Genomic DNA, 26,416 nt, shown 5'->3' with positions numbered 1-26,416 from the left:
AGATTATAATGAGCAACAATGAAAACCAGCCAACACTGTTTTGGCTGGACTACGAAACCTTTGGTGCAAGACCAGCCACCGATCGCCCTTGCCAGTTTGCTGGTATTCGAACCGATATGGATCTCAACATCCTCGGTGAGCCTCTGGTTATTTACTGCCAGCCTCCCAGTGATTACCTGCCGTCGCCGGAAGCCTGCTTGATCACCGGCATTACACCGCAGGAAGCGCTGCAAAAAGGGCTTTCTGAGCCCGAATTCATCGCCATAATTCATGAAGAATTATCGAAACCCAATACCTGTATAATAGGTTATAACAATGTTCGCTTTGATGATGAAGTAACACGGTATACGCTTTATCGAAATTTCTTTGACCCATACGCATGGTGCTGGCAGAACGGTAACTCACGTTGGGACTTGCTCGACATTATGCGTACCTGTTACGCCTTAAGGCCTGAAGGCATTAACTGGCCTAATAACGAAGACGGTCTGCCGAGTTTTAAACTTGAGGATCTTTCGGTGGCCAATGGTATTGAACATGCCAATGCCCACGATGCAATGAGTGATGTGTATGCGACGATTGAACTGGCTAAAATTTTAAAAACCAAGCAGCCGAAGTTATTTGACTACCTGTTCAGTTTGCGCCACAAACGTCAGCTGCAAGAGTTAATCGACATTGTTAACCTCACACCGCTGGTACATGTTTCTGGCATGTTTGGGGTTGGCTGTGGCAATACCAGCTGGATTGTGCCGATGGCATGGCACCCTGACAATAAAAATGCCGTGATCACCGTTAACCTTGCGCTGGATCCGGCACCATTAATTGACCTGGATGCAGATACGTTAAGAGAGCGGCTGTATACCAAGCGCAGTGAGTTGGGTCCGGATGAACAGCCTGTTCCGGTCAAGCTGGTGCATCTCAATAAATGCCCGGTTCTGGCTCCGGCTAAAACACTAAAAGCAGACGATGCCGAACGCCTTGGTATTGATCGCGAGCAATGCCTGAAAAATTTACAGCGGCTTAAAGATCACCCTGAAGTTCGGGAAAAACTCTTGGCCATATTCAGTGTCGATCGTCAGTTTGCTGCCAATGATAATGTGGATGCCATGTTATACGACGGTTTCTTCTCTCATGCAGATCGTTCAGCGATGGAGATTATTCGTGAGACTGCGCCAGAGTCATTGGGCAGTCTGGATTTGAAGGTTGATGATAAGCGCATCAAGCCTTTGCTATTTCGTTATCGTGCACGTAATTACCCAATGACGCTCGATTATGCTGAACAACAAAAATGGAAACACCACTGTCAGGATTTCTTTGAAGACAACCTGCCTGCCTATATGGAAAACTTTGAATCGCTCGCACTTATACATCAATCGAATGAAAAGAAGATGCAAATCCTTAAAGATTTGTATGATTATGTTAACAGTACTGTATCTTAGTCTGGATACCGGCCAAGTAATTGCCCGCCAATCATATCTCAACTATCCCTATGATAAATAACAGATAATCAGTCATAACGTGTGAAGCCCGTTAGCCCATATCGCTAACAGGCTTTTTTTTAAGGCAATATCCCATAAACGAAATTTGAACTTCCTCACAATGCCATCAACACTTATATCAGTCGTAATAAAAGATACAGATTACGTTGATCTGTTTTGATCACCGATGAACTTCACGCCTCGACGCTAATTGAGGCCTATTGCAACACATTTTTATTGATGGGCATGCATCGCTTTGTGTCTGGTTATGGATGAGTTATAGCTGGTTACTGACGCGATTCACCATCAAATATCATGAAGTGATTTTGCCATGACGACAAAAACAATGACCCGCTGTTACCGATTCCAACATGTCGATTTTGAGCCGGATTTATGCTTACTGGTCTGGCCGGATCAAACTGAGACACAGTTGACGGTTCATGAGACCCAGTTACTGGAGGTATTGTGCTACTTCGCTGGCGAAGTGATCAACCTGCAAGCGCTCTATGACAAAGCGTTCCTTCAGACAGGTTCTAATAGTGATTTAAACCAACCCCCGTTTGATTTGAACACCATTCTGGTTTCGCTTAGTCGAAAACTAGAACGTAATAATTCGATGGCAATTCCGATTCAGGTGATCCCGAATTACGGCTTTCGTGTTCCGTTACCCGATAAAACGTGTCGTTTGGTACATACCGTTAAGGAAAGCACCCAATCTGAGTCTAATGCCCCTTCGGCGGAACCTGAACTCTCAGCGACTGAAGATATTGTAAAGAACAGCCTTTTTCACAAAATCTCCGTATTATTGCTAGCGCTGACGGGTGTGGCACTGTTTCTGCTCTCTGAATATTTTTAATCACCACACTTCGTCATTCCGTATATACAGAATTTAAGGAGCACGTGGCGAGATCTGGATTTCGGATATTTCGTTGCTCAACTCCGGGATGACATGTTTCGGTACTTTGACTATTCATCATTTATTTGAAAGAGTACCTATCTATTCTCGCTGAACTCCGCACCTAGAACGGCCTGGTTATATCAAGCGCATTAAGTGTGGCTTAGATCACAATTATTTTGTATGATAAATACGCTATTAACCGTATTTGAAGGGCTTATGGGGTATCTGCGTTCTTTTATTATCATCTTTCTTTGCCTGATCCTGGGCAAAGGCATTCAAGCATTCACCCACGTTGCCATTCCTGGCAGCATCATTGGGATGCTGATTCTTTTTGTCGTGCTATCTATGGGACTTATCCCTTCACATTGGGCAAAAGACGGCTGCCACCTTCTTATTCGCCATATGGCTTTATTATTTGTGCCTGTTGGCGTTGGGCTAATGAATTATTTAGATCTTCTTACGGCAAATACCTGGCCGATCCTTTTCAGTACCATCGGAAGCAGCCTGATCGTTTTCCTTGTCATTGGTATTGCGACACATCATAAGGAAAAACAATGATCTGGCTTGTTACTACATTGGCTGTTTTTTATCTGGCTCGGCTAGTTTCTAAACATTTGCAGCACCCTATTATTAATCCGCTACTTATCAGCCTTGTCATCATCATTCCATTGCTGATATGGCTGAATGTTCCTTATGAGCGTTACTTCGAGCAAAATAAGTGGCTGAATTATTTATTAGAGCCTGCGGTTGTTGCTCTGGCCTTTCCCCTCTATGAGCAACTCTCGCAAATTCGCCAGAAATGGAAAGTGATCTTCACCGTCTGTTTAACCGGCAGCCTGCTATCAATGATCACCGGGGCCGGTATTGCTTTGTACATGGGAGCAGATCCCCAACTGGCCGCCAGTATTTTACCTAAATCCGTAACAACTCCTATTGCAATGGCTGTCGCAGAGCAAGTGGGAGGTGTTCCTGCTATAGCGGCGGTTATGGTCATTATCGCAGGATTGTTGGGTGCGGTATTAGGTTATCCGCTATTCCGGTTATTTGGCATTAAAGCCTCCATTGCAAGAGGGTTAACCATGGGTACGGTATCGCATGCGTTGGGTACGGCAAAAGCGGCCGAAGAAAACTATCAGGAAGGGGCTTTTAGTTCGTTAGCCTTGGTGATCTGTGGCATTTTCACCTCGATACTGGCGCCGGTTGTGTACCCGGTGATCCTGGCATTATTTGGCTACTAGGCCCGTATATCTTTCAACCATGCTGCCTTTGTCAATCATAAAACGACACCGCTTAATAATGTCTGCAATCGCATACATTACTAAGTTATTGATAAATAAGCAGGCTGATTTGAAAAGTTTGTGTGACACCACTCTCAGAAATGTATGGAGTGAAACAAACATTGCGCTTGTGTGATGTTGGTCACATATGATTTTGAAATGCTCGCCTACAATGTTTCTCCATCAACGATACGGAGTAACAACACATGCATGCTAAAGTAATGGAGGCTTTAGGCTCTTTGCCCACTGATCTTGCTTCAGCGGTAAAACCTATTTTTGAAGATGCTGACTTTGACGCGACCCTGAGTCCGGAACAATTCGAAGAATTGCTCCAGAAAACACAAATGACAGACAGTGAATTACGTGTTGCACTTCTTCCTGTTGCTGCTGCTTATTCCGTTGCCCCTATTTCTAAGTTCTATGTTGGTGCCATCGTTCGAGGCAATTCCGGCCGCCTGTATTTTGGTGCCAATATGGAATTTGTCGGTGCATCTCTTTCCCAAACCATTCATGCTGAACAATCTGCAATCAGCCATGCTTGGGTGAAAGGTGAAACGGGCATCTCTGATATTACGATTAACTACAGCCCATGCGGCCACTGCCGTCAGTTCATGAACGAGCTTACAACAGCTAAAGATTTAGTTGTTCAGCTGCCTGAACGTGATGCAATGAGCCTTCAGCAATACCTGCCAGAGTCTTTTGGCCCGGCCGATCTCAATATTACTGATGCTCTGCTTGCAAAGGTTGATCACGGGTTAACCACTCAGGAAAGCGATGAACTTGCTGTCACTGCCTGCCGAGCTGCGAACCTTGCTCATGCGCCTTATACCCACAACTACAGTGGTGTTGCGCTGAAGGCAAAAGACGGTAAAACCTTTACGGGCATGTACGCTGAAAATGCAGCATTCAACCCTAGCCTGCCGCCATTGCAAGTTGCGCTGGTGAACATGAACATGGCTGGTTATCCGCTATCTGAAATTGCTGAAGCGGCATTGGTTGAAAAAGCTGACAGTACCATCAGCCATCTTGCCGATACCCAAGCTACGCTTGAAGCACTGAACCCTGATATCCCGCTGATCTACGTTGCGGCATAATTGTTCAATATGGCATTTTGTTTAAAACAGTGCCCATAACGAATGAGATAATTCCCTTAAAGAAAAACCGTCTTCTGACTGTTTTTCTTTAAGTATCAACGCTAACCCTCATACCAATTCTAATCCGTTCAGCGTATTATCTGTCAATATTATTATTATCAGTCTATTTTCATGTCTCACACCCACAACCCAGTACAAGGTGCAAGCTGGATGCTCACCGCAGGGCTTGCTTTTGCCCTCGTAAATAGCTTGGCGCAGTATTTGAGCATAAAACTGCAATTACCTTCGACAACAATCGCCTTCATCCAATACTTTATTGCATTAATTGCCATGCTTCCCTGGCTGAGATCTTTGGGGCTGCGTCAGGCGCTACGTACCAATCATTTAGGACAACATTGTTTTCGTGTATTCCTCTCTGTTATTGGTATTCAGCTTTGGATATGGGCACTCGCCTATCCTGTACCTATCTGGCAAGGTATCGCTTTGTTGATGACTTCACCATTGTTTGCCACAATCGGATCGGGTTTATTCCTGAAAGAGAAAGTGGGCACAGCGCGGTGGGTGGCAACATTAGCCGGTTTTACCGGTGCAATGGTTATCTTAGAACCTTGGGCTGATACATTTAACTGGGCATCCCTGTTACCGGTCGGGGCTGCTTTTTTCTGGGCCTGCTATTCGCTGATGGTAAAGAAACTCTCTGTCTACGATCCGCCGACGACGATGGTGGTTTATCTGCTGTTACTGATCACTCCCTTTAATTTGTTTCTGGCCGCTCCTGAGTTTTCATTCCCAGATCAAAGCCTGACATGGGGATTACTGGTTGCTGCCGGTCTATTAACGGCTCTGGCGCAGTGGGCCATCGCCAAAGCGTATGCGGCCGCTGATGCTTCATTCGTCCAGCCTTTTGACCATGCAAAATTACCCCTGAATGTGTTAGCTGGCTGGATGGTGTTCGGTTGGGCTCCCCCAGGGCGGCTATGGCTGGGAGCGGCAATTATTATCGCTTCGGTGGCTTTTATCACCCAGTGGGAAAGCCGTAAAAGAAAACCGTAATAATAAGCAAGATAGAAACAACAAGGGTTAGCACATGGCTAACCCTTGTTTTTAGGAGACCCCGACCATTTTTCAGTAAATCTAATCAATAATGAAAAGATCGGCATTAAGCCGTTTTATAAATCAGAACCGCACTCGGAAGCCCAGCGCTGCTTCTAAATCCATATCAACGTCTTCAACCACATACAATGTTGGTCCAACTTCGCCATAGAACTCAAAACTATTTACCGGAAGCTGAAAACCGACGCCAGAGCGGATACCCACTTTGTCGTTCTTGTTATCGACAAACTGGCCGCCCACATAAGTGTAAAAACTGTTTAAATCCGGATTGTTAACCAATGTTCCCAGATTGAAATTTTTATCAACTGCGACCCCAAAGTCATCAATACCTAATGAGAATCGTAGATCGTTCTGTTTATATTGGATCCCTGACATAGGGCTGCCGAAGAAAATACCGAGGCTTTGAGTAGCATGTGCTGAAAATGGAACAACTAGAAATAACCCCAGTCCGATTAATAACTTTTTCATCTTAATTCTGCCTTTTGTATAGTTAAGAGGTAATTTAACAATAAAGTTCACTTAACTCGACACCCTCAAAGCATGTCTGACACGACTTTAACAATGAGAGTCACATATCAGTACGTTAGCAGCCTTTGGTCAGTATCACCACCTGTTCTCCAAAATAGCTACTCACCGGCAGAGAAATAACCAACCGATGAATATTTCAGCGAAAACCACAAAGGCAAACGTTTGCGTGAATGGTGGAATCGGGTATGATCTGCCCCAGTATAAAAACATACCGTGAGGAAATTCGATGTTAGGTTCAGCAACTCGTTCTGATGCAACCCGGGTACTGTTACTCGGTTCTGGAGAGCTCGGTAAAGAAGTGGCCATTGAGTGCCAGCGCTTAGGTATTGAGGTGATTGCGGTTGATCGTTATGACAACGCGCCTGCGATGCAGGTTGCCCATCACAGTCACGTCATTGATATGCTTGATGGCGAAGCCTTGAGAAAAGTGATTGAACTAGAGCAGCCGCATTATGTTGTTCCCGAAATTGAAGCCATTGCGACCGACACCCTGGTAGCGCTGGAGGCTGACGGCGTAAATGTTGTTCCGACGGCCAATGCCACTCAGCTGACCATGAACCGAGAAGGCATTCGCCGCCTGGCCGCTGAAGAGCTAGGTATTACGACATCGCCTTACGAATTTTCCGGACAATATACTGATTTCGTCGCTGCTGTTGAACGCATCGGTACTCCCTGTGTAGTTAAGCCGATTATGAGTTCTTCCGGTAAAGGTCAGAGCGTGATCAAAACGTCGGCTGATATCGAATCTGCCTGGCAGTATGCTCAGGAAGGCGGCCGAGCCGGTGCCGGTCGCGTCATTGTTGAAGGTTTTGTCGAGTTTGATTATGAGATCACCCTGCTAACCGTGCGGGCTGTTGACGGTATTCACTTCTGCGCCCCAATCGGTCACCGTCAGGAAGATGGGGACTATCGTGAATCGTGGCAACCGCAGCAGATGTCTGAGGCTGCCATGAAAGCCGCACAGGACGTTGCAGGAAAAGTCGTTGACGCGCTGGGTGGTTATGGCCTGTTTGGTGTTGAACTGTTCATTAAGGGTGACGACGTCTTATTCAGCGAAGTATCACCTCGTCCGCATGATACCGGTATGGTAACGCTTATTTCACAAGAACTTTCCGAGTTCGCCCTGCACGTGCGCGCATTCTTAGGGCTGCCCATTCACAGCATTACCCAATACGGCCCGTCAGCATCTGCCGTTATTCTTGCTGAAGGCGTTTCGGAAAATATCCGATTTGATAATCTGGCTGCCGCTCTGGACCGTCCGCAAACTCAGGTCCGCTTATTTGCTAAGCCAGAGATTAATGGCCGTCGTCGCCTTGGTGTGGCTCTGACACGCCGTAACAGCACTGAACAGGCTGTCTCTGATGCGATCGCCGCTGCTGCTGACGTTAAGGTCGTTTTATAACACTTTAAATAATACAAACCGGTATCATTCATTTATCAAAGTAAAATACCAGAAGGAGCCAATCGGCTCCTTCTTGCATTTAATTCATAATCACTTCTCGATTAGCCAGATCTCTTCCGCGAAACGGGTTAAGCCGCGCTGGCGGCGTGGATGCGATTCATCTGTACCATTATCGGCAGATAGCAAAACAGCACATGTCTGTTTTTTGCTTATACTCACGCCGGCCGCCTGAATTTCGCATGCTGTATTGCAAATAACGTGATAAGCCCCGAGCGGTATAAAATATACCTTGGAATAATTCGCCTTACTCCTTGTTCGTACGAATAATAATCGACAAACACCCTAAGGAAAAAGGAGTTTTATCCAATGACGAACAAGACAATAATTAATAAAAAGATGCTTCTCGCCAGCTTTGTGCTTGGTGTGTGTGCAACGGGACATGCTTTTTCGGCGCAAGATCCTGTTGTCTGGGAGCGTGGAGTTACCCAAGTCACAAATGGCGACATCGTGATTCATAGCGGTTCTTGCTATGTAGCAAAGAATAACCCGGGGGCCTGGGAATCACCATCAGCAATCAGCTGGTTCTGGGATGCGGTAGACTGCCCGACAGCGCCGACACCAGGTCCCGGCCCCACACCAGATCCAGGCCCTATCCCGGGGATGATGACCGTTCTCCCTGATGGCAAAGGTGGTTACCTGATGCCACGCAGCGAGTTGGAGGCCATTGAAACCAATCTCACCAATACACCACTGTTTAAGTTAGTACGATCAGATATTGAAACACGGGACAATACCATTGTCGAAGCGGTACAACCGCTTAATATTGCTAATCCTGACAACGTCCGGCGGGCCGAATCTATTGTCGACGGAGCTATGTGGAATTACCTGTTCCCACTGCGCAACGAGAAATACACCTATACTCGCTTCTTACAGGCTATCGCCAAGTTCCCGGCATTCTGCCGCACCTACACTGATGGCCGAGATTCCGACGACATCTGTAAGCGATCCATCACTACCATGTTTGCTCACTTTGTACAGGAAACGGGTGCCCATGCTCCTAACTGGGAAACAACCAAAGGGGTGCCGGAATGGCGTCAAGGCTTGTATTTCCTGCGTGAAATGTACAAATCAGAAGATAAACCAGACGGTACCTATAACATGTGCACAGGCTGGCAAGGTGAAAAATGGCCGTGTGCACCAGGTAAGAGTTACTTCGGGCGAGGTGCTAAGCAGCTAAGCTGGAACTACAACTATGGACCGTTCTCTGAAGCCATGTTCGGCGATCAGAGTATCCTTCTCGAAAACCCCGCTCAGGTGGCCGATACGTGGCTAAACCTTGCTTCCGCCGTGTTCTTCTATGTCTATCCTCAACCACCTAAACCTAGCATGCTGCACGTTATCGACGGTACATGGCAACCCAATGCGGCCGATAAGGCCGCCGGGATCGAGAAAGGATTCGGTTCAACAATTCAAATCATCAATGGCGCATACGAATGCAACAAAGGGTCTGAAACAGCACTTGCGCAGAACCGTATTGATTATTACAAATTGTTTGCCAAAGAGCTTACCTTAGATATCAACGGTGAAAAACTCGGTTGCGCCAATATGAAACCGTTTAACACAGATGGTGCCGGTGCGTTGATGATCACATGGGATAAAGACTGGAGCTGGAACCCGGATACGCCTGGAAATCAGAGCTTTGCCTGCAAACTGGTACCTTACCAATATGCTTACAGCGCTTTATTCAAAGGTGACTATGAGAAATGTGTTGAGCACCACTTTAATGTTCAGGCCTATGATGAAAATGGAAATGTGATCCCTGACGGTCAGTAGGTTTAACGGCTAAAAAATAATCCCTAATCACTATGTGGTTAGGGATTCTTTTATCTGGCCGTTGAACTTATTATCACTTCTCGATCAACCAAATCTCTTCCGCGAAACGGGTTAAGCCGCGCTGGCGGCGTGGATGCGATTCATCGGCATCATTCCGCGCTATCTGAGTCACTCGACAATCTTTGAACAAGTTCTCGACTTCTTCTTTAGAAACACTGAATGGAGGCCCGTCAAGCTGCACCTGCAGATAATCCAGCGTCACTAACAGGATACGCCCGCTTTCTTTCAACAACGCCAGCAGACGCTCTGCGTACATCTGACGCATATTTTGTGGCATCGCAATTAATGCCGCACGATCATAGACCACATCAACGGGTTCAACCCGTGCCGAGAAAAAGTCACCGCAATGAATGGTGATTTCATCAAACTCATAAACCGTTTCAGCACCAACTCCACTTACCATTGGCGTGTAGAGCTGTTCAGCAAAGAACGCTTTCACGGCGATGTCACTCAGTTCGATACCAATGACGTTATTGTGCCGTTGAGCTAACCAGATAAGATCAACTGATTTACCGCACATCGGCACAAGAACACGGTCATCACGCGTTGGTTTTACTGCATGCCAATGTTCTGTTAGCGCCGGGTTGGTATCATTGAGGTGAAAACCAATACGATTTTCAGCCCAGCGGCTATGCCAAAATTCTGCGTTCATGTTTGTTCCTGTTTCTTATTAGACTGACGTGTATAACGGAATAGGCACCATTCTCTAGACAATCGACGAGAATAGTTCCGATTGGCATTTAGTTGACCACACTTTGTTTGCTGAATCTACCGCGACTAAGATAATGGTATAAGCAAAATCACCAGGTTAATCGCTGGCTTTTTTCAGTCGTTAAATGCAAAAAAGGATGCCTCGGCATCCTTTTTTGTCAATCATGCTTAACAATTGCGAAGCTGGATTGAGAATCTGTTCTTCAATTTTTCTTTATGAGAGTCATTCAACAAACGATAGAAACAAAACAGATCATGACACTCTGAAAAGTTTAATCGAATCTCGGCGAACCGTTACACCACGGAAAGTGACAGGCTCAAGCAAGGTCATTAACTGCTTAGACACAAAAAACTTGCCGCCATAGCTGCGGTCGCCACCACGATTTACCCAATCAGCAAATTCATCTGCCAGGTTGAACATAGAGTTACCAACAAGCAGTACAAGTACTTTTGCTACTTCACTGTCATTCTGTCGATTAAACTCAGAATCACGAACTTTCTTGCGATATTCGTCAACGATTCTTTCAAGGCACTCAAATCTGCTCATATACACCACCATAAAAAAGAGGAGCGGATACTACTGCTCAACACCAATGAAATCAACCCATGAAAGTCGGATTATTGCGACAAAATGGGTTATTTTTTCATGTTGATAACATGTACCCTAAATTATGTCATATAAATCACGGTTTAAGATCAACTTTTGAGTCATTAGCCCTATAATTGCATTTTAAATACAGGTTATATAATTTAGGATAATGCCAGTTTCACTCGCCAGGCAACAGTATGAAATCGACAACGACAAACATCTTAATCGGTACACTCAACACTGAGTTTAAAACTATTCGTGCGATGGTGAATATCTATTGTCACGACCATCATCAGGCGTCTGAGCTTTGTCAGCAATGCCAAGATTTTCTTGATTACGCCCTGGTACGTTTAGACCGTTGTCCTTACGGTGAACAAAAGCCCACTTGCCGCCGTTGCCCCATTCACTGCTATAAAGCTGACTATAAAGCCATGTCACAAACAATCATGCGCTATGCCGGCCCTAAGATGATAATGAAACATCCTATTTTGGCTATTCGCCATCTTGTCGCAGAGAGACGTCCTGTTCCTGAAAAGCCAGACCCCGGCGCATCTAACCGACACAAACGTAAACAACGTGCAAACCATAAACAAGAACTCGGCTAGCGGTAATAATCCACGACCTGAATTTTTGCTGACTCGTTGTCACCAGAAAGACCCATACTAAAGCTGTTCGCACTCAATACTTTAGCGGTTGGCCCGGCTTTGCCCGTGACACTCACACCCTCAATTTTGCGAAACATTTTAGCATTATCGTAATGCATGGTCACGGTGACTGTTATCGCCTCATTAGAGGATATATCAAACTGACAGATCCCTGTCGGGCAATAAACATCAATTTGTGTCTGGTCAGAAATATTCATTTTTTCGACATTGTTAACGGGTGAAACCGTTACCTGAACGTCTTCACTGCATCCCCCCAGAGCCAACATAGCACCAAATGCAGTGCATCCGATTAATCTCTTGTTCACCATATTTCTCCCGTTCGAGTACTCGTTCACTGTAAAAGCCAACAGCGCTAATTCACATGAATTTTGTTCATTCTATGACAAAAATATGAGCAACAAGTATCATTATCAACGGTTAATTTTTGATAGAGATATCAATAAAGCCAAAAGCTAATCGTTTGCGTAATCGCTAACGCTCCCTTTGTGAAATTTTACCTGTTCAAGATCACATTCAGTGCTGTTATAGTTTTACCATAATTCATATACAAGACCATTCGGGGCAAGGAATCTCCCCCTTTATATCAATCGCAGAATTGATAACAGACTCATGATGAGGTGATTGGTATAAATAAATAGAGGGTAACATTATGGAATTCAACACAGTTGAAATATTGGGCTATGCATCGTCACTGATGGTGGCAATCTCACTTATGATGAAAGACATCGTATGGCTTCGTGTTCTGAACTTCGTTGGCTGTGTACTTTTCACGACTTACGGCTTTATGATCGATGCAATGCCAGTAGTTGCAACGAATGGTTTTATTGCTTGCGTCAATATTTACTTCCTGGCAAAAATGCTGAAAGAAAAAAATAAACAAACAAATCTTGCATGTGATGCCGCGTAGTAAGTAAGCCATCGTGCACTGCGATAAAGAGCCAACAGCAAGTCTGTTGGCTTTTTTGTGCCTTATCCCCCACTAATCTCAAGATACTGGTCAATTATTTAACGTCACTGACCCGTTGGATTCTTCCGGCCTCATAGGGTTCAAATTGCAACTCACACAGCCTTTGATACAGTTTGGATTTTTTCATCAACTGAGCATGTGTACCACAGGTCAATATTTTACCTTTGTCTAATAGCACTATCGTGTCGGCATGCATCACCGTTGAAAGCCGGTGCGCAATAATCAACGTGGTCCGATTTTTCATTAGCTCATTTAACGCCGCCTGAACATGATATTCACTTTCGGCATCTAAGGCACTGGTGGCCTCGTCCAGCAACAGCACATCCGGATCTTTGAGAATCGCCCTGGCAAGGGCAATACGTTGTTTTTGCCCACCGGATAAACGGACGCCCTGCTCACCCAGATAGCTCTTATACCCATCAGGTAACTCCAGAATAAACTCATGAGCGTGAGCCCTTTTCGCCGCCCAAATAACCTCTTCATCCGATGCCTCGGGGCGGCCATAACGGATGTTATGGCAAACGTCGGAGCTAAACATGATCGGCTGCTGTGGTACCATCCCCATTTGCTGACGAAGGAAGCTGGGATCGAGCTGCTGAATGGGGGTATTTTTAAATCGCACTTCACCTTTAAAGGGATCATAAAAGCGCTGCAACAGCTCAAAAATTGTTGTTTTCCCGGCCCCTGATGGCCCCACCAAAGCAACAACCTGCCCTTTTTTTATTTCCAGATTGATGCCTTTAAGCGCTGGGCTACCGGGGCGCGACGGATAACTGAAATCAACCTTATCAAAAGCAATAACGGTTTCGGCTAAATCGTCTAATTGCGCCAGTTGTTGAGGGGCCTGAATCGCACTTTCCACCGCCAGCAACTCAAACAGCCGCTCGGCAGAGCCCGATGCACGCTGTAACTCACCGTAAACTTCAGAAATCGTCGCCAGAGACATGGCAACCATAATGGCGTAAAAGACAAAAGCCGCCAATTCTCCTTCGCTGATTTTACCCGATAAAACATCCATGCCGCCAATCCAAAGCATGATGCTAATAGCGCCAAATACCAAAAATATGACTGTTGCGATAAGAATGGAACGCTGCTTTATTCTTTGCCTGGCCACTGCAAAAGCGGCTTCGACTTCGGCACCAAAAGCGGCCCTTTCTTGTTTCTCACGGGTATAGCTTTGAACCACCTTGATATTTTGAATGATTTCACCGGCATATGTTCCTACATCAGCGATACTGGCCTGACTTTTTCGCGCCAGGTGCCGAACTTTTCGTCCATAAAAAATCATCGGCATTAACACCACAGGTACACACCCCATCACTAACAGGGTCAGCTTCGGATTCGTAATCACCAGCATCAGTAATCCACCGGCAAACATAAGCACACTGCGCAGGGCCATTGAAAATGAAGAACCAATGATAGATTGCAACAAGGTGGTATCTGTCGTCAGCCGCGACATGATTTCACCGCTGCGGTTTTCTTCAAAATAGCTCGGATGAAGACCGAGTAACCGGTCAAAAACGGCCTTACGAATATCAGCGCTGACTCTCTCTCCAAGCCATGACATCAGATAAAAGCGGCTAAAAGTGCCCACTGCCAGAACCATGATCATAATGACCATCATCCCAATCGCGTGGCCTAACTGCTCTTTTGAGCCCGCAATAAAACCATCGTCGATAATCATCCTTACACCCTGCCCAATCGACAGACTCACCACCGCAGTCACCACTAAGGCCAGCATTGCTGCTGCAACCCTCTTTTTATAAGGTCGCACAAAGCCAAGTAGTGGCCACAACGTGTCTAGTGCCCGTTTATCTTGAATTTTGCCAATATTATCGAGAGTCATAACCTACGGTGTTATTCCTTATTCAATGGATAAATAATACTAATCAGGTTAATTACATTGTTACAGATGAAATAAAAATGAGACTACGTAGTCAATACATTAGCAGATAAGATAGCGACGGAGTGAGTTGTGAATAAGAATTGGCAATCCCGGTAAAAGATTGATTCATCTGACAGGGGTTTAAGCGCAGCATCCATGCTGCGGAGATTCAGCTTAGCCATGAAACGGCTCTACATCACCGGGCTTTCTCAGCATTTTATCGACATCATCAAGATGAAGCTCTTCGAGAGCGATCATTTCCCTGGCATACTCTTCAAGCAACACCGAATGACCTGCTGCCAGATGAAGCAGCTTATAATACAAGGCCAGAGCCGATTGCTCATGCTCTAAACTTTCTCTTAGTATATCGCCAATATCATGTTTTTGGGTCTCCAGCAAAGGGCCCACCTTGAGTGACGGATGCCCGCCCAGCAAAGTTACAAGCTCGCCCGCTTTATGAGCATGAGCAAGACCCTCATCGGCATTTCCCTTCAGCCAGGAAACTATCGGTATGCGGTTAAAGCCAAATACCATTAAGGAATAGTGGGTATAGCGAACAACACCGGCTAGCTCCACCTCCATGATATTATTCAATAAATCAATTACTTGTTTTTTTTCACTGTCATTCATCATGATTCCTTACTTGTTTGCAACTCAGCATCAGCAGGCGGTCGAAACCACTACCTGAAAGGAAAGTAATGTTTACTTATACAGAGTCTTATTTTAGTAGAGATCAAGAATCATGGTGTGGCTGGCTGATCGGTATAACGCAAAAAGGCCGCCCATTGGGCGACCTCTTGTGTAATATTTTGATTCAGTCTTACGCTTTTTTAGCAGTTAACTGATCAATATCACGTGTTTGCTGAAACCAAAAACGCTTTCTGCCTGTAGATTTAGACATAGATTTACCTTTAATAATAATTTGCATCAATATGCGTATAGCCTGAAAAGAATTACTTATCTGATGTAATTATACGAAAGGAAAACTTCATGACATGAACTGATAAGGCAGATGTTGGAAAGGTTTCTATTGCACACGGTTGTATTACATATAAATAGGTCTATCGTTAGGCCTGTTTTTTACTATTTATCAGTGTAGCCCAATGATAAATAGTCGATAAATGCTGGCTAAAGGCCAGCATTTACTTGAAGAATAAATCTTCGAATTATAGCGCTACAACATTTGCAGCTTGAAGACCTTTCTGGCCCTGCTCAACTTCAAAAGAAACCTTTTGACCTTCAGCTAGCGTTTTAAAGCCTTCAGATGCGATAGAACGGAAATGAACGAATACGTCAGCGCCGCCGTTATCTTGAGTAATAAAGCCAAAACCTTTCTCTTCGTTAAACCATTTTACTAGACCAGTATTTGAATTAGACATGTATTGTCCCTTATAAATTCATTAATAAATTATTCGCAAAATTACGATATGCTGAGAAGTTGAATTATTAAATGTACGATGAAGCTAAGGGAAACACTGAGGACAAAAACTTTAACGAAGATGTATCTGAGAGTTTAACTTGTACTTATGCTGCATTAATAACCCTGAACAACAGAGCCCATGTAAATTAACACGTTATAAACTTATGTAAAGGAATAATTTGATTTATTTTTTCCGTCAATGATAAAACTGGTTAGCCCGCGGATCAGGTTACCCGCCAACCAAACCTTCAAGGTGGGTATGAACACTGTGAGCCAGAGCCTCCAAATTATAGCCACCTTCCAGTACCGAGACAATCCTGCCGCGGGCGAAGCAAGCTGCGGCCTCAACGATAAGATTGGTTACCCAGCGATAATCACTTTCATCGAGCAGAAGTTGCCCCAGCGGATCAGCCTTGTGGGCATCGAAACCGGCAGAGACAAATATCATATGCGGCTGATGATAGTGCAAGGCTGGCAGCCAGTCCCGTTCGACTGTGCGGCGAAACTCGCTGCCTGTGGTACCGGCAGGTAACGGGGAATTAATAATGTTGGGTCGTTGAATATCATAGTAGCGATGGGGAAAAAAGGGATGTTGAAAAGTCGAGCACACTAACACCTCGGAGCGATTTTGAAATATATCGACCGTGCCGTTACAGTGGTGTACATCAAAATCAAGTATGGCAACCCGTTCAATATCGCTATGGTTCAGTGCCTGCTCTACTCCCAGAGCAATATTGTTAAAAAAACAAAACCCCATGGCAATGCTTCTTTCAGCATGGTGCCCCGGCGGCCGTACTGCACAAAATGCATTGTTTATCTCACCGCCGAGTACCATCTCTGTTGCCATGGCCACAGCACCAGCAGCCAAGCGGGCGGCATGCATGGTATGGGAATTAAGTGCCGTATCGGGATCGGCATAGGCCAGCCCTTTCTCCGATTGCAGGTTCTCGAGCCAGCGTATGTATTCAATAGGATGCACTTTTTCCAGCAACTTCTCGTCCACCGGTTGCGCAGCCAACCACTTTAACCGGTTGCCGAGTTCAGAAGATGCCAGGTATTGCGTAATGGCTCCCAGCCGTTCGGGACACTCCGGATGATCCGCTCCCATTTCATGCAGCAGGTAATCCCCGTGGGTAATAAAGGCTGTGGTCATTGCTGGTCACTCCCTCAAGTTAAAGGTCATTGGTTCGTCCCTGTATCAACAATACTTTATATTTCAGAACTTCGTGAAAAAGGGATTAAGCGGTTATGCTTAGTATTCAGGGTAATTGATATTATTAATAACTATAGTTTAATGATTCAAGACAGAGCGAGGATCCCAATGGACTGTATTTTCTGCAAAATCGCTAACAAAGAAATCCCGGCGGAACTGGTTTATGAAGACGGTCAGATCGTCGCCTTCCCCGATAATGATCCCCAGGCTCCGACACACATACTGATCATTCCACGCCAACACATTGACACGATTAACCAGCTGGACAGTGATAAGAGTGCGCTTATCAGCCATATGGTGCTGACCGCGACACAACTGGCAAAAGATCTGGCGCTCGCCGACAACGGCTACCGACTGGTATGGAACTGCAACCGTCAGGGTGGTCAGGCTGTGTTTCATATCCACCTTCACCTATTGGGTGGCCGCACTATGCATTGGCCTCCGGGCTAAGCTTGAGATTAAACCTGTTGGTGCTTTACGAGATACAGGGAAGATCGGGGTTTATTGCACAAGGGATTGATGAATTTTGATGGGGGGGAATTACGGCTCACCTCAAATGAGCCGTAATTATTTTCCACTAGTCCTTGGTTGCTATAGCCACACCCTCTTGCGTTGCTTGTTCAAGATTGGTGTCACCTTCTGCAACATCTTCGTCCTCTAGTACTACTGACATATTCTTATTAGGGAAAAGATGACTGGCAACCAGATAACCCGTCAGACTTAAAAGTAATCCAAGGAATATTCCATCTAAGCCGAAAAAGTCTATCCATTCATATTTGACGGCTAAAATACCAAAAGTACCTAAGAATAGAGATACCCAGGTTCCCTACTTGCTTCCTTTAGGATAGAAATGCCCCATCAAATACGGAACTAATGTTCCACCCGCTCGAAGACTGAATGAGAACATCAGTAGCGTAATTATCGCGCTGGTATTCAATACTGCGATACCAATTGAAAAAATACCTATAACGAACATGGTCAGTCTTGCGACTTTTAATAACGAATTCTGATCAGCATTTTTATTGATATATACTTTGTAAATATCATTCGCAAAGATCGAACCCGCCCCCAGCAGATCAGATGACGCCGATGACATCGTTGCTGATGCAACCCCTGCGAAAAGAAAACCAACCAGAACAGGTGGCATGACCTGAACGGCTAATGTTGGTAACGCATACCTTGCACCATTTTCAACAATGGCGCTACCATCTATTATTCCCATATCAACCATACTATGAGCGATAATACCAAGCAGTGCCGGGATCATGGCAAAAGCGAAAAAGACAACGGCAGCTAACAGGCTTCCCATTAATGCTGTTTTTCCATTTTTTGCCGCATATAGCCGCTGAGTGACTTCTTGACCACAAATAAAGGAAGCCGCATAGATTAGAATTAAACTAATTATGGTCGGCCAACCAATTCCTTCTGTCATCGACATTTTTTCAACCGGCGTATTAGCAACAACCACATCCCATCCGCCGACCATGTCTAACGAATATGGAAGCACCGCAACCATACCGCACACAATCATCAGCATCTGAGCAAAGTCAGTGAGAGATACAGACCATAACCCGCCCATCATGGAGTAAGCGATAACAACCAGCGAGATAACAATGACCGATGTCGTGTAATCCCACCCCATAATCACCGATAAGATCACACCAGATGCAATAAACTGAACAGCAGTAAGGCCAATCAATGGCAATATCATAATAATGGCAGTAAATAACGCCGAAGGCTTATCATACCGACGTCGAAAGAACTCAGGGATCGTTTTGACCATTGCCTTTCTTAGCATCGGTGCAACCATGGCAATAATAGTAAAGGTGACTCCCATCGTAGCGACATACCATAGTGCAGATAATCCCTACTCTCCGTATGCCTTTTCAACCACTCCTAAAGAGGAACCACCTCCGATTTCAGTTGCAGCAAGCGTTCCTGCAATAAGAAATGGACCAAGTCGACGGCCAGCAACCAAGAAATCTTCAGAGTTGTTTATTTTTTTTGATGAATATATACCGATGCAAACCAGTAATACCAGATAACCTAGAACAATGCTTAATACAATTGAGTTATCAGCCATTTTACACTCCTTTATAAAGTAATTGGCTCAAAAATATGTATTGCTCTGCCTTAACCCGATATTAATGATTGATATATAAATAAAAGTGACTCAATCCAACACGCATATTAATAGGCGGTATGCAAATTTATTTTTTTGACTTATCCTGTTTTTTTTACATGTCATGATCGCAATACAATAATAAGGTGAGTTAATTAAAAATAGCCTGCGGCCAAAGACTGATAATTTTTATAAATTATCTCCTGCTTACTATTTATCTATCCTGCCTCGATAAAATAGCCAATATCGGTGTACGAGATACTCGATTGTGGATGAGATCTGTGCTGAACACTTACCGCACTCATTCAACGACGTAAATGCTGACGGGTGCAATTATATTCAAGATGATTTGACTTTTTTTTCACGCAAAAGATGCTATTTAAGACTCCTGTTATTTCTTACATATGAGTGATGGTGTGAAACCCAATCAAAAAGGATTCGTTCGGCTTATCTACGCCACTAAATATTCATGGTTAGGTTTGCGTGCAGCCTGGCGTTGCGAGGCGGCATTCAGGCAAGAGTTGGTGTCTTTCTGTGTGCTGACTCCTCTCGCTCTCGCTTTACCTGTCGGCGGATTAGAGAAGTTACTACTGATCGGTGCAATCATCGCGGTTATTGTCGTCGAATTACTTAATTCCGCCATAGAAGCTGTTGTCGATCGGATCGGGACAGAAAAGCATGAATTGTCAGGGCAAGCAAAAGATATGGGATCAGCCGCGGTGCTGCTGACTCTCTTAATGGCGATATCCACGTGGGTGTATGTCTTGTTTTCTAACTTTGCACTGTGAAAACATAGTTAATTAATCAGGAAGTTACAAATGACAGATGTTGTAAAAAGGCGTTTGGGTATTCTCTACCCTCTCTGCATGACGTTTTTAGTCTGCCTTTTCATTCTGATGCTCTCTCGCGTAGGGTTGAGTGTGTGGCATGGCGAGCGTGTCAGCGAAGCAGATGGCTGGTTAACCATCCTCTTTTCTGGCTTACGAATTGATATTTCATCGGTAAGCTATCTGCTTGTGCTCCCTGCCCTGCTGACTTGTCTGCTTGCAGGTAACGGTTTTATCGGCAGAAGCTGGTTATTGATTTTACGAGTCTGGATTGTTATCGGTTTATGGCTTGTGGTCTACATGGAACTCGCGACGCCTTCTTTCATTATGGAATATGATGTCCGCCCCAATCGGCTATTTCTTGAATACCTGATCTACCCGAAAGAAGTCTTCGGGATGTTATGGAGTGGATATAAACCAGAGTTGTTTAGCGCTATGGGGCAGCCTGGCTTATGAAAATAACTTCTATAAATCATCCGGGAATAAGTAATTATCAATAGGAAAGGCCGGAAGCTACCTTTCGGCTTTTATGTTCATTAACGGCAAAATCAGCACTGATGATCGGCTATCTACGGTTGCAATGCATATAGAGTTACAGCCATTCCTGAACAATTGCCGCTATCTCGATATCGGCGGCTTCTTCACAAAGGGTACGGATCCGGGCTGTATTTGACTCCAGCTGCCGTTTGTCGCTGCCCACAAGACAAACCGCCAGAACGGCACGTTGCCATTTGTCTTTGAATCCCACCTCGGCCACAGAGGCGTTGAATTTATTGCTGATGCGATCTTTTAGCCCGCGTACCTCGCTGCGCTTCTCCTTAAGCGATTGTGCATGGGGGATCACCAATTCAATGGTCAGAAGAGTGATGAATATAGATTGATCGCTCATGGGGTATCACCATTATTAAAGACGTTGATATCTTTGGGAGTGAGCGTAACGTATTTTTGCTTGTACAATTGGCTTCGATAACGAGAAAGTACAAATAATTAGTTTCTTACCTCCATTACACGCATCGAATCGAATACGGTCAAAACATCTCATTCTTTTTGATGCTTACCGGTTGCCATAAGGTTCCCCAAGCCAATACATAACCTGATTTGAGGTACCTTAATCACAAAACCTAATTCAAATGAATCGACTTCAATTATTTTGAATCAGCACGGCTCATGAATTTATGTTCCGCGGTGTTGATCTTAATCTTTTCACCGTTTGCAATATATTCAGGAACTTGAACTGTCAATCCTGTAGAAAGGATCGCGGGCTTAGTACGGGCGCTTGCTGATGCACCTTTAATTGAAGGATCGGTTTCAACAATCACCAGATCAACAGTAGCAGGCAATTCGATAGCTACCGGAGAGCCGTCAACGGTCAGTACTTGCAGGCCTTTTGTCTCTTCGGTGATGAAAAGCAGCTCTTCTGAAATCGACTCTTTACTGAAAGTATAAGGCGTGTAATCTTCGTTATCCATGAAGACATACTCATTGCCATCAATGTATGAAAAAGTCACTTGGTGACGTCTAAAGTCAGCAAGGTTAATCATCTCATCGGCCTTGAAGCTCTGATCAACTTTTGCCCCCGTTGCAACATCATAAAGACGCATTCTGTATAGACTGGCTCCTGCACGGCCACTTGGGGTTAGTTTGCTGATTTCCTTAACAAGCAGCACCTTTCCGTTATGTTCGATGGCTGCAAATTTTTTTATTTCACTTGCCTTTGGCATGATAATGAATCCAAAAAATAAATTGTGAAGTGAAAATATCATGAACTGGATTTTTGGCAAGTGTTGGGCATAATAAGCGCTGATTTCTTCGCCGCTTAATACTCAACAATTCCATATTGCACTTAGAGGTTTTCCTTGAGAAGGCAAAATACTTGGTTCTGATCGCTGGACGATTGATGAAGCTGATCTATAATTATTAGTGAAAAGTGTATCTTTCTTCCTATAGGTCTTGTGAGACGAGGGGAATAGAGTAGCAACCACGCAAGTTTCTGGGCTTGCAGCGTGGTCAACGAGAGAGAAGCAGAACCCTGTAAGAGCTAACTCTCGACGCGCTTTTCATACTCCTAACTATTTGCTGAATAATAAAGAAACCCGCCTGTAACGCGGGTTTTTTCATGCTATCCCGTTTTATTTTGCTTTGTGCAGTTTATTCATACTTCCCAATCTGAGCCGACTTCGGTTGGCTGACTGGCTTCTAACGTCTCATCAGCCCAGCTCAGTGCCGCCATTACGCAAGGAAAGCCCAAGGTGCTGGTCAGCAGAATAAGGACATGGCGAATTTCATCAATACTGGCTCCGGCCTCTAGTGCTCTTCTGGTATGACTGTGTACAGCGCCTTCCGAACGGATTGCCGCAGCCGCAGCCAACTGAATAAGCTGCGCCGTTTTCTCTTCTAACGGCCCTTCCTGTTTAACAGCCTTGCCAAGCGATTCAACCGCATCTAAAAGTCCTGGATGCCTTTGTTTGATTTTAAGGTACTGATTGGACGGCTTACCAGTCATAAGCTTCTCCTAACAAATTGAATTTACTCCCCCCTTCAGTATAGCTATCTCTAACCAAGAGGCATTTTCATTTTCGTCTTAGGTACTCTCAAAGTGATGTTAGCCGTTATGAACAAAGTTAACCCGTCATAATTGCACCATGGCGCGGGTTTTCTCTGGTAAATACGATTAACTGTTCTCTATTTTAAAACCTATTTTAATAACCACCTGAAAGTGACCGACCTTGCCATCAACAATATGGCCTCGAGTTTCAACAACTTCAAACCACTCCATGTTTTTAATGGTTTTATGGCACTCGTCAATGGCGTTACTGATGGCATCTTCGATACTGCATTTAGATGTGCCAACCACTTCTAGTTTTTTATAAGTGTGGTGTTCAGACATATCAACCCCCTGTATTAAAAAGAAAATTCATACCAAGAACTATAGTTGAATAATAATGACTTTGCCAAAATGCTCGTTTGCACAAGGTTCATAGGTGGACCCCTCACCAACCATCCGTAATTCTAGCCTCCAGCGTTGGATAAACAGTATCAATGAATAATATCGGTTCAGCCTCCTTACAACTCGTTTTAAGGAGGTCATAAACCTCAATGGACACCAAAATGTTCCATTACGCTGATGACGACTTATTTTATTTTTTGGGACCAATATCACAGCATGAGCACGCTGATTACTCATACTATTGATGCAGTCGGTTTCATATCCTATATGGTATATAGTGATCTTTTGTTATTCGCGAGAAGGCTTAGTTATATGCAGATCTATGAAAAGTGCCCTTCCTGTAAAGATAATACTGTGTTTAATCAAATACACAGGACGTTTTTAGAAAAAATTCTGAAAAATAACTACCTTAAATTTAAGTGTGTAGATTGTTCAGCTGAAATTTTTTATCACCGTGCTCATCGAGACATAAGACTCCATCGAGATGGTGTCTTATGCCTCGATAAATAACGGATGTACAAAAATGGACCAAGCTGATGGTTTACGCTTTCTAATGAACAGGAAAGACCGTGTAGATAATGTAAAGGCTGTTCAAGCTGAATTACAAAAGGCCATTATTGCGGGTAAATATGATAATGTGGGCACATTAATGGCGCTACTAGAGCAAGCTCAAATAGAGTTGGAAGCAATATATTTACCTTAACTCGTAAAGTGCTTCACTGAAGTTTGAGTAAGGGGGCTTCTGCGATCCGGTACAAACGCCTTCGCTTACATTTGAACTGCTTCGCAACATATCATTGATCATCTTATTATAAAATTAACGGTCAAGATCGCGTGTTGCGTTACCACCACCGCAAAAGAACCAAACAAACATTGCCACTCCATTTGTGCTGGTGTAACGTATTGTAAATAATAGGATATATTAAAGGAATGAATAATGCGTCGAGTGGTTTTCAATCAAAAAGGTGGAGTCGGTAAATCCAGTATTACAACGAACCTTGCCGCTCTAAGTGCTTCACAGGGGTATAAGACATTACTTATTGACTTAGATGTGCAAGGAAACAGTAGCCACTACCTTGGCTGTGATACCAATGCTGATAATAAACGAACCGTTGCTGATTTATTAAACCAAACCGTTGGCTGGTTCACCGTCTCAACTCCGATCATAAACTTCCCCCAACCGACAGCATTTACCAATCTCGATATTATTCCTTCCAGCCCAAAACTTGAAAAGATTGAAGCAGAACTTGAGCGTCGTTATAAAATTTATAAATTACGTGACGCGCTTGATGAGCTGGATAAAAAGTATGATCGCATTTACCTTGATACACCACCTAATCTTAACTTTTATAGCAAAACTGCATTAATTGCAGCACAGCGGCTACTTGTTCCTTTCGACTGCGATAGCTTTTCACAGCAAGCACTCATTACTTTGCTGAATAATTTAGCGGAACTAAAAGAAGATCATAATCCAACACTGGAAGTGGAAGGTGTGATCGTCAACATGTTCAACGCACAGGCGAAATTCCCTGCGACAATCATTGCCGATCTTAAAGATTTAGGGCTCCCCGTACTTGAACCTTATTTACCTCAATCAATCAAAATGAAAGAATCACACTACCAGCAGCAACCACTTATTTATTCAGCACCCCGCCACAAGCTGACAAACCATTTCAGGGCTTTATTTACCACCCTAGAGCAAACCAAGTCAGAGGTTCCTGAGAGTACATCATAACCTGAGATAACCTGCAGCATTCGTTATCAGCTAACCCGATTTTATTCTAATTCGCCGGTTAGCTAACCGTCATATAAATGAAAGCCCCAGCCTTAAGTCAGGCTCCTATAACTACCTCCCTTCCTGCGCACAAAAAGACAAAAAAGCGGTATACCCAAGTTACCTCAGCGAGCGTGAAGCAGCTCAAGTTTTTTGATCAAAGTCCAACATCTATACGGTCCTTATACAGGAACCACTGAATCCACAACAACATAAAAATAAAGATTTTAAAAAATAAAATAAGAACGAAAACCAGCCTTACCCAACCAAATAAGCTCATATTAGACAAGTACTGACAGCTGTCATGCCCAATATACAATGAGATTGGTGATCCATACAAATCAATGGGTTATAGCGTTTTTTTCAATTTGAAATTGCTCAAAATTCAACATATAGTGGCACACTAAGTTTGTCCCACGCTAAACATATAAGATAATTGTATGGAGAGTAGGCAGAAAGGCTGCCACCATAAGAAATGTCTATGGAAAGCCAGTTGACATGACCTGCCACTGAGTAAATACGTTAACACTATGGGGCATTTTTGAGCCAGAGGTGTTCGGCAGGCTCAATGTGGGACAAAAATAGCGTTAGAGCTTAACACCGAAAATTTCTCTTCGGATAACCTCTGGTAAAGCAAATCACCAGAGGTAGCTACTAGACGTGAGGGCTTTGAAACTCACTCTTGTTGCAAGTGAAAAAGCGGCAGCTAACCGTTTTGACGTTCTTCCAAGACATCTTTGACAGCATACATACCATTCAATGCAGCTGGAAATCCTGCATATACTGACATTTGCAATACCACTTCTTTGATCTCCACTTCAGTACAGCCAACGTTCAATGCCGCGTGTAAATGAACCTTTAATTGTGGCTGACAGTTTCCCAAAGCGGTTAACGCTGCCACGGTAGCAATTTCACGAGACTTTAAATCAAGTCCGCTACGACTATAGATATCACCAAATGGATATTCTATTGTGAACTTGGCTAAATCAGGACAGACTTCCTTAAGGCTTTCGATAACCTTATGCCCAGCCTCACCATCAATTCGTGACAATTGCTCAAACCCAATTTTATATCTTGTGTTACCCATGTAATAACCTCCTGTATCAATCCGTTACAGAAGACTACTAGTTAGAGTTAACTCTAAGTCAAGAAGATATTTTTCCTTTGTAGTAGGTGATTTTTTGATCCAAAGCTTTGAGGTGGTTTAACTGAGATTCAATCACAGAATTTAGTCTAATACGGTGTTCTTCGAGAAGCTTCTGACGTTGCTGTAAAGTGATATCTCCCATCTCTCGTAAATCTGCATATCCTGTAATTTTTTCAAGTGGCATCCCTGTATCTTTCAGCCTAACTATAAACTTTACCCACTCCAAATCCTTGGATGTATAAAACCGATGTCCACTGGAATTGCGACAAACCTCTTTAAGTAATCCGATTTTTTCATAATATCGAAGTGTATGAGCGGACACACCAACGGCTCTGTTCAGTACTCAAGTTGATAAACTATATTATAGATAGATATGCTAACTCCTTGAGGCTACCAGCATGGAAGACTTCAATTTTACGCAACTATTAGAGTCTATCCAACGACTTACACCTGAGCAAAAACAGTGCAT

Annotated in this window: 30 protein-coding genes and 2 pseudogenes; 15 read left to right on the top strand and 17 right to left on the bottom strand. The window is 44.1% G+C overall.

Annotation, left to right across the window (positions count from 1 at the left end):
- Positions 1–8 precede the first annotated feature (8 nt).
- The 6 genes from sbcB to AC2204_RS19780 all read left to right on the top strand — a co-directional run bounded on the left by sbcB (position 9) and on the right by AC2204_RS19780 (position 5,797).
- Positions 9–1,436 (top strand): exodeoxyribonuclease I, encoded by a 1,428-nt coding sequence (sbcB, locus tag AC2204_RS19805; RefSeq protein ID WP_318927619.1) that lies wholly within the window; start codon positions 9–11, stop codon positions 1,434–1,436.
- A 370-nt stretch (positions 1,437–1,806) separates the two neighbouring features.
- A complete protein-coding gene (locus AC2204_RS19800) occupies positions 1,807–2,331 on the top strand; it encodes a hypothetical protein (protein ID WP_318927618.1) in 525 nt (174 codons plus the stop codon).
- A gap of 222 nt (positions 2,332–2,553) precedes the next feature.
- Entirely contained in the window at positions 2,554–2,931 is a 378-nt protein-coding gene (locus AC2204_RS19795; protein WP_318927617.1) for a CidA/LrgA family protein, read from the top strand.
- Positions 2,928–3,611 carry a CidB/LrgB family autolysis modulator gene (locus AC2204_RS19790; protein WP_318927616.1) on the top strand — a complete coding sequence of 228 codons (684 nt, stop codon included), beginning with the start codon at positions 2,928–2,930 and terminating at the stop codon, positions 3,609–3,611. Before AC2204_RS19795 ends, AC2204_RS19790 begins: the two co-directional genes overlap by 4 nt.
- Before the next feature lie 245 nt (positions 3,612–3,856).
- Positions 3,857–4,744 (top strand): cytidine deaminase, encoded by an 888-nt coding sequence (gene cdd, locus AC2204_RS19785; protein ID WP_318927615.1) that lies wholly within the window; start codon positions 3,857–3,859, stop codon positions 4,742–4,744.
- Positions 4,745–4,915: 171 nt separating this feature from the next.
- The gene (locus tag AC2204_RS19780) at positions 4,916–5,797 is read left to right on the top strand and encodes a DMT family transporter (RefSeq protein WP_318927614.1); all 882 of its coding nucleotides are present in this window, start codon (positions 4,916–4,918) and stop codon (positions 5,795–5,797) included.
- 123 nt (positions 5,798–5,920) lie between these two features.
- On the opposite strand, the gene AC2204_RS19775 is transcribed toward AC2204_RS19780, so the two are convergent.
- Positions 5,921–6,325 (bottom strand): hypothetical protein, encoded by a 405-nt coding sequence (locus AC2204_RS19775; protein ID WP_318927613.1) that lies wholly within the window; start codon positions 6,323–6,325, stop codon positions 5,921–5,923.
- Positions 6,326–6,611: 286 nt separating this feature from the next.
- On the opposite strand from AC2204_RS19775, the gene purT reads away from it, so the two are divergent.
- Positions 6,612–7,787 (top strand): formate-dependent phosphoribosylglycinamide formyltransferase, encoded by a 1,176-nt coding sequence (gene purT / locus AC2204_RS19770; RefSeq protein WP_318927612.1) that lies wholly within the window; start codon positions 6,612–6,614, stop codon positions 7,785–7,787.
- A gap of 90 nt (positions 7,788–7,877) precedes the next feature.
- Here purT and AC2204_RS19765 read toward each other — a convergent pair whose 3' ends face one another.
- Positions 7,878–8,006: a hypothetical protein gene (locus AC2204_RS19765; RefSeq protein ID WP_318927611.1), complete on the bottom strand. Its 129-nt coding sequence runs from the start codon at positions 8,004–8,006 to the stop codon at positions 7,878–7,880.
- A 147-nt stretch (positions 8,007–8,153) separates the two neighbouring features.
- On the opposite strand from AC2204_RS19765, the gene AC2204_RS19760 reads away from it, so the two are divergent.
- Complete coding sequence (locus AC2204_RS19760; RefSeq protein WP_318927610.1) at positions 8,154–9,620, top strand: chitinase; 1,467 nt, start codon at positions 8,154–8,156, stop codon at positions 9,618–9,620.
- Between the two features lie 73 nt (positions 9,621–9,693).
- Here the strand turns inward: AC2204_RS19760 and AC2204_RS19755 are convergent, their stop codons facing one another.
- Both AC2204_RS19755 and AC2204_RS19750 read right to left on the bottom strand, forming a co-directional pair.
- The gene (locus AC2204_RS19755) at positions 9,694–10,332 is read right to left on the bottom strand and encodes a thiopurine S-methyltransferase (RefSeq protein ID WP_318927609.1); all 639 of its coding nucleotides are present in this window, start codon (positions 10,330–10,332) and stop codon (positions 9,694–9,696) included.
- A 312-nt stretch (positions 10,333–10,644) separates the two neighbouring features.
- Positions 10,645–10,938 (bottom strand): hypothetical protein, encoded by a 294-nt coding sequence (locus tag AC2204_RS19750; protein WP_318927608.1) that lies wholly within the window; start codon positions 10,936–10,938, stop codon positions 10,645–10,647.
- A 239-nt stretch (positions 10,939–11,177) separates the two neighbouring features.
- Here AC2204_RS19750 and AC2204_RS19745 point away from each other — a divergent pair, with 239 nt between their 5' ends.
- Positions 11,178–11,585: a nitrous oxide-stimulated promoter family protein gene (locus tag AC2204_RS19745; RefSeq protein ID WP_318927607.1), complete on the top strand. Its 408-nt coding sequence runs from the start codon at positions 11,178–11,180 to the stop codon at positions 11,583–11,585.
- On the opposite strand, the gene AC2204_RS19740 is transcribed toward AC2204_RS19745, so the two are convergent.
- Complete coding sequence (locus AC2204_RS19740; RefSeq protein WP_318927606.1) at positions 11,582–11,950, bottom strand: spore gernimation protein; 369 nt, start codon at positions 11,948–11,950, stop codon at positions 11,582–11,584. The two genes, AC2204_RS19745 and AC2204_RS19740, sit on opposite strands and share 4 nt — an antisense overlap.
- 344 nt (positions 11,951–12,294) lie before the next feature.
- On the opposite strand from AC2204_RS19740, the gene AC2204_RS19735 reads away from it, so the two are divergent.
- The gene (locus AC2204_RS19735) at positions 12,295–12,552 is read left to right on the top strand and encodes a hypothetical protein (RefSeq protein ID WP_318927605.1); all 258 of its coding nucleotides are present in this window, start codon (positions 12,295–12,297) and stop codon (positions 12,550–12,552) included.
- 94 nt (positions 12,553–12,646) lie between these two features.
- On the opposite strand, the gene AC2204_RS19730 is transcribed toward AC2204_RS19735, so the two are convergent.
- The 4 genes from AC2204_RS19730 to AC2204_RS19715 all read right to left on the bottom strand — a co-directional run bounded on the left by AC2204_RS19730 (position 12,647) and on the right by AC2204_RS19715 (position 17,070).
- Positions 12,647–14,458 (bottom strand): ABC transporter transmembrane domain-containing protein, encoded by a 1,812-nt coding sequence (locus tag AC2204_RS19730; protein WP_318927604.1) that lies wholly within the window; start codon positions 14,456–14,458, stop codon positions 12,647–12,649.
- Positions 14,459–14,671: 213 nt separating this feature from the next.
- Positions 14,672–15,127: a ferritin-like domain-containing protein gene (locus tag AC2204_RS19725; RefSeq protein WP_318927603.1), complete on the bottom strand. Its 456-nt coding sequence runs from the start codon at positions 15,125–15,127 to the stop codon at positions 14,672–14,674.
- Between the two features lie 536 nt (positions 15,128–15,663).
- The gene (gene cspE, locus AC2204_RS19720) at positions 15,664–15,876 is read right to left on the bottom strand and encodes a transcription antiterminator/RNA stability regulator CspE (RefSeq protein WP_318927602.1); all 213 of its coding nucleotides are present in this window, start codon (positions 15,874–15,876) and stop codon (positions 15,664–15,666) included.
- A gap of 270 nt (positions 15,877–16,146) precedes the next feature.
- Complete coding sequence (locus tag AC2204_RS19715; protein WP_318927601.1) at positions 16,147–17,070, bottom strand: histone deacetylase family protein; 924 nt, start codon at positions 17,068–17,070, stop codon at positions 16,147–16,149.
- A 168-nt stretch (positions 17,071–17,238) separates the two neighbouring features.
- On the opposite strand from AC2204_RS19715, the gene AC2204_RS19710 reads away from it, so the two are divergent.
- Positions 17,239–17,580: a histidine triad nucleotide-binding protein gene (locus AC2204_RS19710; protein ID WP_413466727.1), complete on the top strand. Its 342-nt coding sequence runs from the start codon at positions 17,239–17,241 to the stop codon at positions 17,578–17,580.
- 376 nt (positions 17,581–17,956) lie between these two features.
- Here the strand turns inward: AC2204_RS19710 and AC2204_RS19705 are convergent.
- Positions 17,957–18,976: pseudogene (locus tag AC2204_RS19705) on the bottom strand (sodium:solute symporter family protein); the annotation flags it as partial.
- 21 nt (positions 18,977–18,997) lie between these two features.
- Positions 18,998–19,213, bottom strand: a complete 216-nt coding sequence (locus tag AC2204_RS19700; RefSeq protein ID WP_318927600.1) for a hypothetical protein — start codon at positions 19,211–19,213, stop codon at positions 18,998–19,000.
- 455 nt (positions 19,214–19,668) lie between these two features.
- On the opposite strand from AC2204_RS19700, the gene AC2204_RS19695 reads away from it, so the two are divergent.
- Both AC2204_RS19695 and AC2204_RS19690 read left to right on the top strand, forming a co-directional pair.
- Entirely contained in the window at positions 19,669–20,040 is a 372-nt protein-coding gene (locus AC2204_RS19695; protein ID WP_318927599.1) for a diacylglycerol kinase, read from the top strand.
- Positions 20,041–20,070: 30 nt separating this feature from the next.
- A pseudogene (locus AC2204_RS19690) lies at positions 20,071–20,508 on the top strand (LTA synthase family protein); the annotation flags it as partial.
- 163 nt (positions 20,509–20,671) lie between these two features.
- Here the strand turns inward: AC2204_RS19690 and AC2204_RS19685 are convergent.
- The 4 genes from AC2204_RS19685 to AC2204_RS19670 form a co-directional block, all read right to left on the bottom strand.
- The gene (locus AC2204_RS19685; protein WP_318927598.1) at positions 20,672–20,968 is read right to left on the bottom strand and encodes a DUF503 domain-containing protein; all 297 of its coding nucleotides are present in this window, start codon (positions 20,966–20,968) and stop codon (positions 20,672–20,674) included.
- Between the two features lie 256 nt (positions 20,969–21,224).
- Positions 21,225–21,800, bottom strand: coding sequence for an elongation factor P-like protein EfpL (efpL, locus tag AC2204_RS19680; RefSeq protein WP_318927597.1), 576 nt, complete (start codon positions 21,798–21,800; stop codon positions 21,225–21,227).
- 431 nt (positions 21,801–22,231) lie between these two features.
- Entirely contained in the window at positions 22,232–22,582 is a 351-nt protein-coding gene (locus AC2204_RS19675; protein WP_318927596.1) for a carboxymuconolactone decarboxylase family protein, read from the bottom strand.
- Positions 22,583–22,750: 168 nt separating this feature from the next.
- Positions 22,751–22,966 carry a dodecin gene (locus AC2204_RS19670; protein WP_318927595.1) on the bottom strand — a complete coding sequence of 72 codons (216 nt, stop codon included), beginning with the start codon at positions 22,964–22,966 and terminating at the stop codon, positions 22,751–22,753.
- Between the two features lie 583 nt (positions 22,967–23,549).
- On the opposite strand from AC2204_RS19670, the gene AC2204_RS19665 reads away from it, so the two are divergent.
- Together AC2204_RS19665 and AC2204_RS19660 are read left to right on the top strand one after the other, a co-directional pair.
- Positions 23,550–23,729, top strand: a complete 180-nt coding sequence (locus tag AC2204_RS19665; protein ID WP_318927594.1) for a hypothetical protein — start codon at positions 23,550–23,552, stop codon at positions 23,727–23,729.
- 234 nt (positions 23,730–23,963) lie between these two features.
- Positions 23,964–24,761: a ParA family protein gene (locus AC2204_RS19660; protein ID WP_318927593.1), complete on the top strand. Its 798-nt coding sequence runs from the start codon at positions 23,964–23,966 to the stop codon at positions 24,759–24,761.
- 745 nt (positions 24,762–25,506) lie between these two features.
- Here AC2204_RS19660 and AC2204_RS19655 read toward each other — a convergent pair.
- A complete protein-coding gene (locus AC2204_RS19655) occupies positions 25,507–25,887 on the bottom strand; it encodes a carboxymuconolactone decarboxylase family protein (protein ID WP_318927592.1) in 381 nt (126 codons plus the stop codon).
- Positions 25,888–25,945: 58 nt separating this feature from the next.
- Entirely contained in the window at positions 25,946–26,287 is a 342-nt protein-coding gene (locus AC2204_RS19650; protein WP_318927644.1) for a MerR family transcriptional regulator, read from the bottom strand.
- Positions 26,288–26,416: the final 129 nt, after the last annotated feature.

The sequence above is a fragment of the Photobacterium sp. genome, from assembly GCF_057456235.1.
Note: the sequence above shows the minus strand (reverse complement) of the source record. Positions and strands in the feature narration are given on the sequence as shown.

Bases quoted from the DNA above. Each gene is read 5' to 3' on its own strand.
- sbcB (WP_318927619.1), top strand. From the start codon at position 9: ATGAGCAACAATGAAAACCAGCCAACACTGTTTTGGCTGGACTACGAA.
- AC2204_RS19800 (WP_318927618.1), top strand. From the start codon at position 1,807: ATGACGACAAAAACAATGACCCGCTGTTACCGATTCCAACATGTCGAT.
- AC2204_RS19795 (WP_318927617.1), top strand. From the start codon at position 2,554: ATGATAAATACGCTATTAACCGTATTTGAAGGGCTTATGGGGTATCTG.
- AC2204_RS19790 (WP_318927616.1), top strand. From the start codon at position 2,928: ATGATCTGGCTTGTTACTACATTGGCTGTTTTTTATCTGGCTCGGCTA.
- cdd (WP_318927615.1), top strand. From the start codon at position 3,857: ATGCATGCTAAAGTAATGGAGGCTTTAGGCTCTTTGCCCACTGATCTT.
- AC2204_RS19780 (WP_318927614.1), top strand. From the start codon at position 4,916: ATGTCTCACACCCACAACCCAGTACAAGGTGCAAGCTGGATGCTCACC.
- AC2204_RS19775 (WP_318927613.1), bottom strand. From the start codon at position 6,325: ATGAAAAAGTTATTAATCGGACTGGGGTTATTTCTAGTTGTTCCATTT.
- purT (WP_318927612.1), top strand. From the start codon at position 6,612: ATGTTAGGTTCAGCAACTCGTTCTGATGCAACCCGGGTACTGTTACTC.
- AC2204_RS19760 (WP_318927610.1), top strand. From the start codon at position 8,154: ATGACGAACAAGACAATAATTAATAAAAAGATGCTTCTCGCCAGCTTT.
- AC2204_RS19755 (WP_318927609.1), bottom strand. From the start codon at position 10,332: ATGAACGCAGAATTTTGGCATAGCCGCTGGGCTGAAAATCGTATTGGT.
- AC2204_RS19750 (WP_318927608.1), bottom strand. From the start codon at position 10,938: ATGAGCAGATTTGAGTGCCTTGAAAGAATCGTTGACGAATATCGCAAG.
- AC2204_RS19745 (WP_318927607.1), top strand. From the start codon at position 11,178: ATGAAATCGACAACGACAAACATCTTAATCGGTACACTCAACACTGAG.
- AC2204_RS19735 (WP_318927605.1), top strand. From the start codon at position 12,295: ATGGAATTCAACACAGTTGAAATATTGGGCTATGCATCGTCACTGATG.
- AC2204_RS19730 (WP_318927604.1), bottom strand. From the start codon at position 14,458: ATGACTCTCGATAATATTGGCAAAATTCAAGATAAACGGGCACTAGAC.
- AC2204_RS19725 (WP_318927603.1), bottom strand. From the start codon at position 15,127: ATGAATGACAGTGAAAAAAAACAAGTAATTGATTTATTGAATAATATC.
- cspE (WP_318927602.1), bottom strand. From the start codon at position 15,876: ATGTCTAATTCAAATACTGGTCTAGTAAAATGGTTTAACGAAGAGAAA.
- AC2204_RS19715 (WP_318927601.1), bottom strand. From the start codon at position 17,070: ATGACCACAGCCTTTATTACCCACGGGGATTACCTGCTGCATGAAATG.
- AC2204_RS19710 (WP_413466727.1), top strand. From the start codon at position 17,239: ATGGACTGTATTTTCTGCAAAATCGCTAACAAAGAAATCCCGGCGGAA.
- AC2204_RS19700 (WP_318927600.1), bottom strand. From the start codon at position 19,213: ATGGCTGATAACTCAATTGTATTAAGCATTGTTCTAGGTTATCTGGTA.
- AC2204_RS19685 (WP_318927598.1), bottom strand. From the start codon at position 20,968: ATGAGCGATCAATCTATATTCATCACTCTTCTGACCATTGAATTGGTG.
- efpL (WP_318927597.1), bottom strand. From the start codon at position 21,800: ATGCCAAAGGCAAGTGAAATAAAAAAATTTGCAGCCATCGAACATAAC.
- AC2204_RS19675 (WP_318927596.1), bottom strand. From the start codon at position 22,582: ATGACTGGTAAGCCGTCCAATCAGTACCTTAAAATCAAACAAAGGCAT.
- AC2204_RS19670 (WP_318927595.1), bottom strand. From the start codon at position 22,966: ATGTCTGAACACCACACTTATAAAAAACTAGAAGTGGTTGGCACATCT.
- AC2204_RS19665 (WP_318927594.1), top strand. From the start codon at position 23,550: ATGGACCAAGCTGATGGTTTACGCTTTCTAATGAACAGGAAAGACCGT.
- AC2204_RS19660 (WP_318927593.1), top strand. From the start codon at position 23,964: ATGCGTCGAGTGGTTTTCAATCAAAAAGGTGGAGTCGGTAAATCCAGT.
- AC2204_RS19655 (WP_318927592.1), bottom strand. From the start codon at position 25,887: ATGGGTAACACAAGATATAAAATTGGGTTTGAGCAATTGTCACGAATT.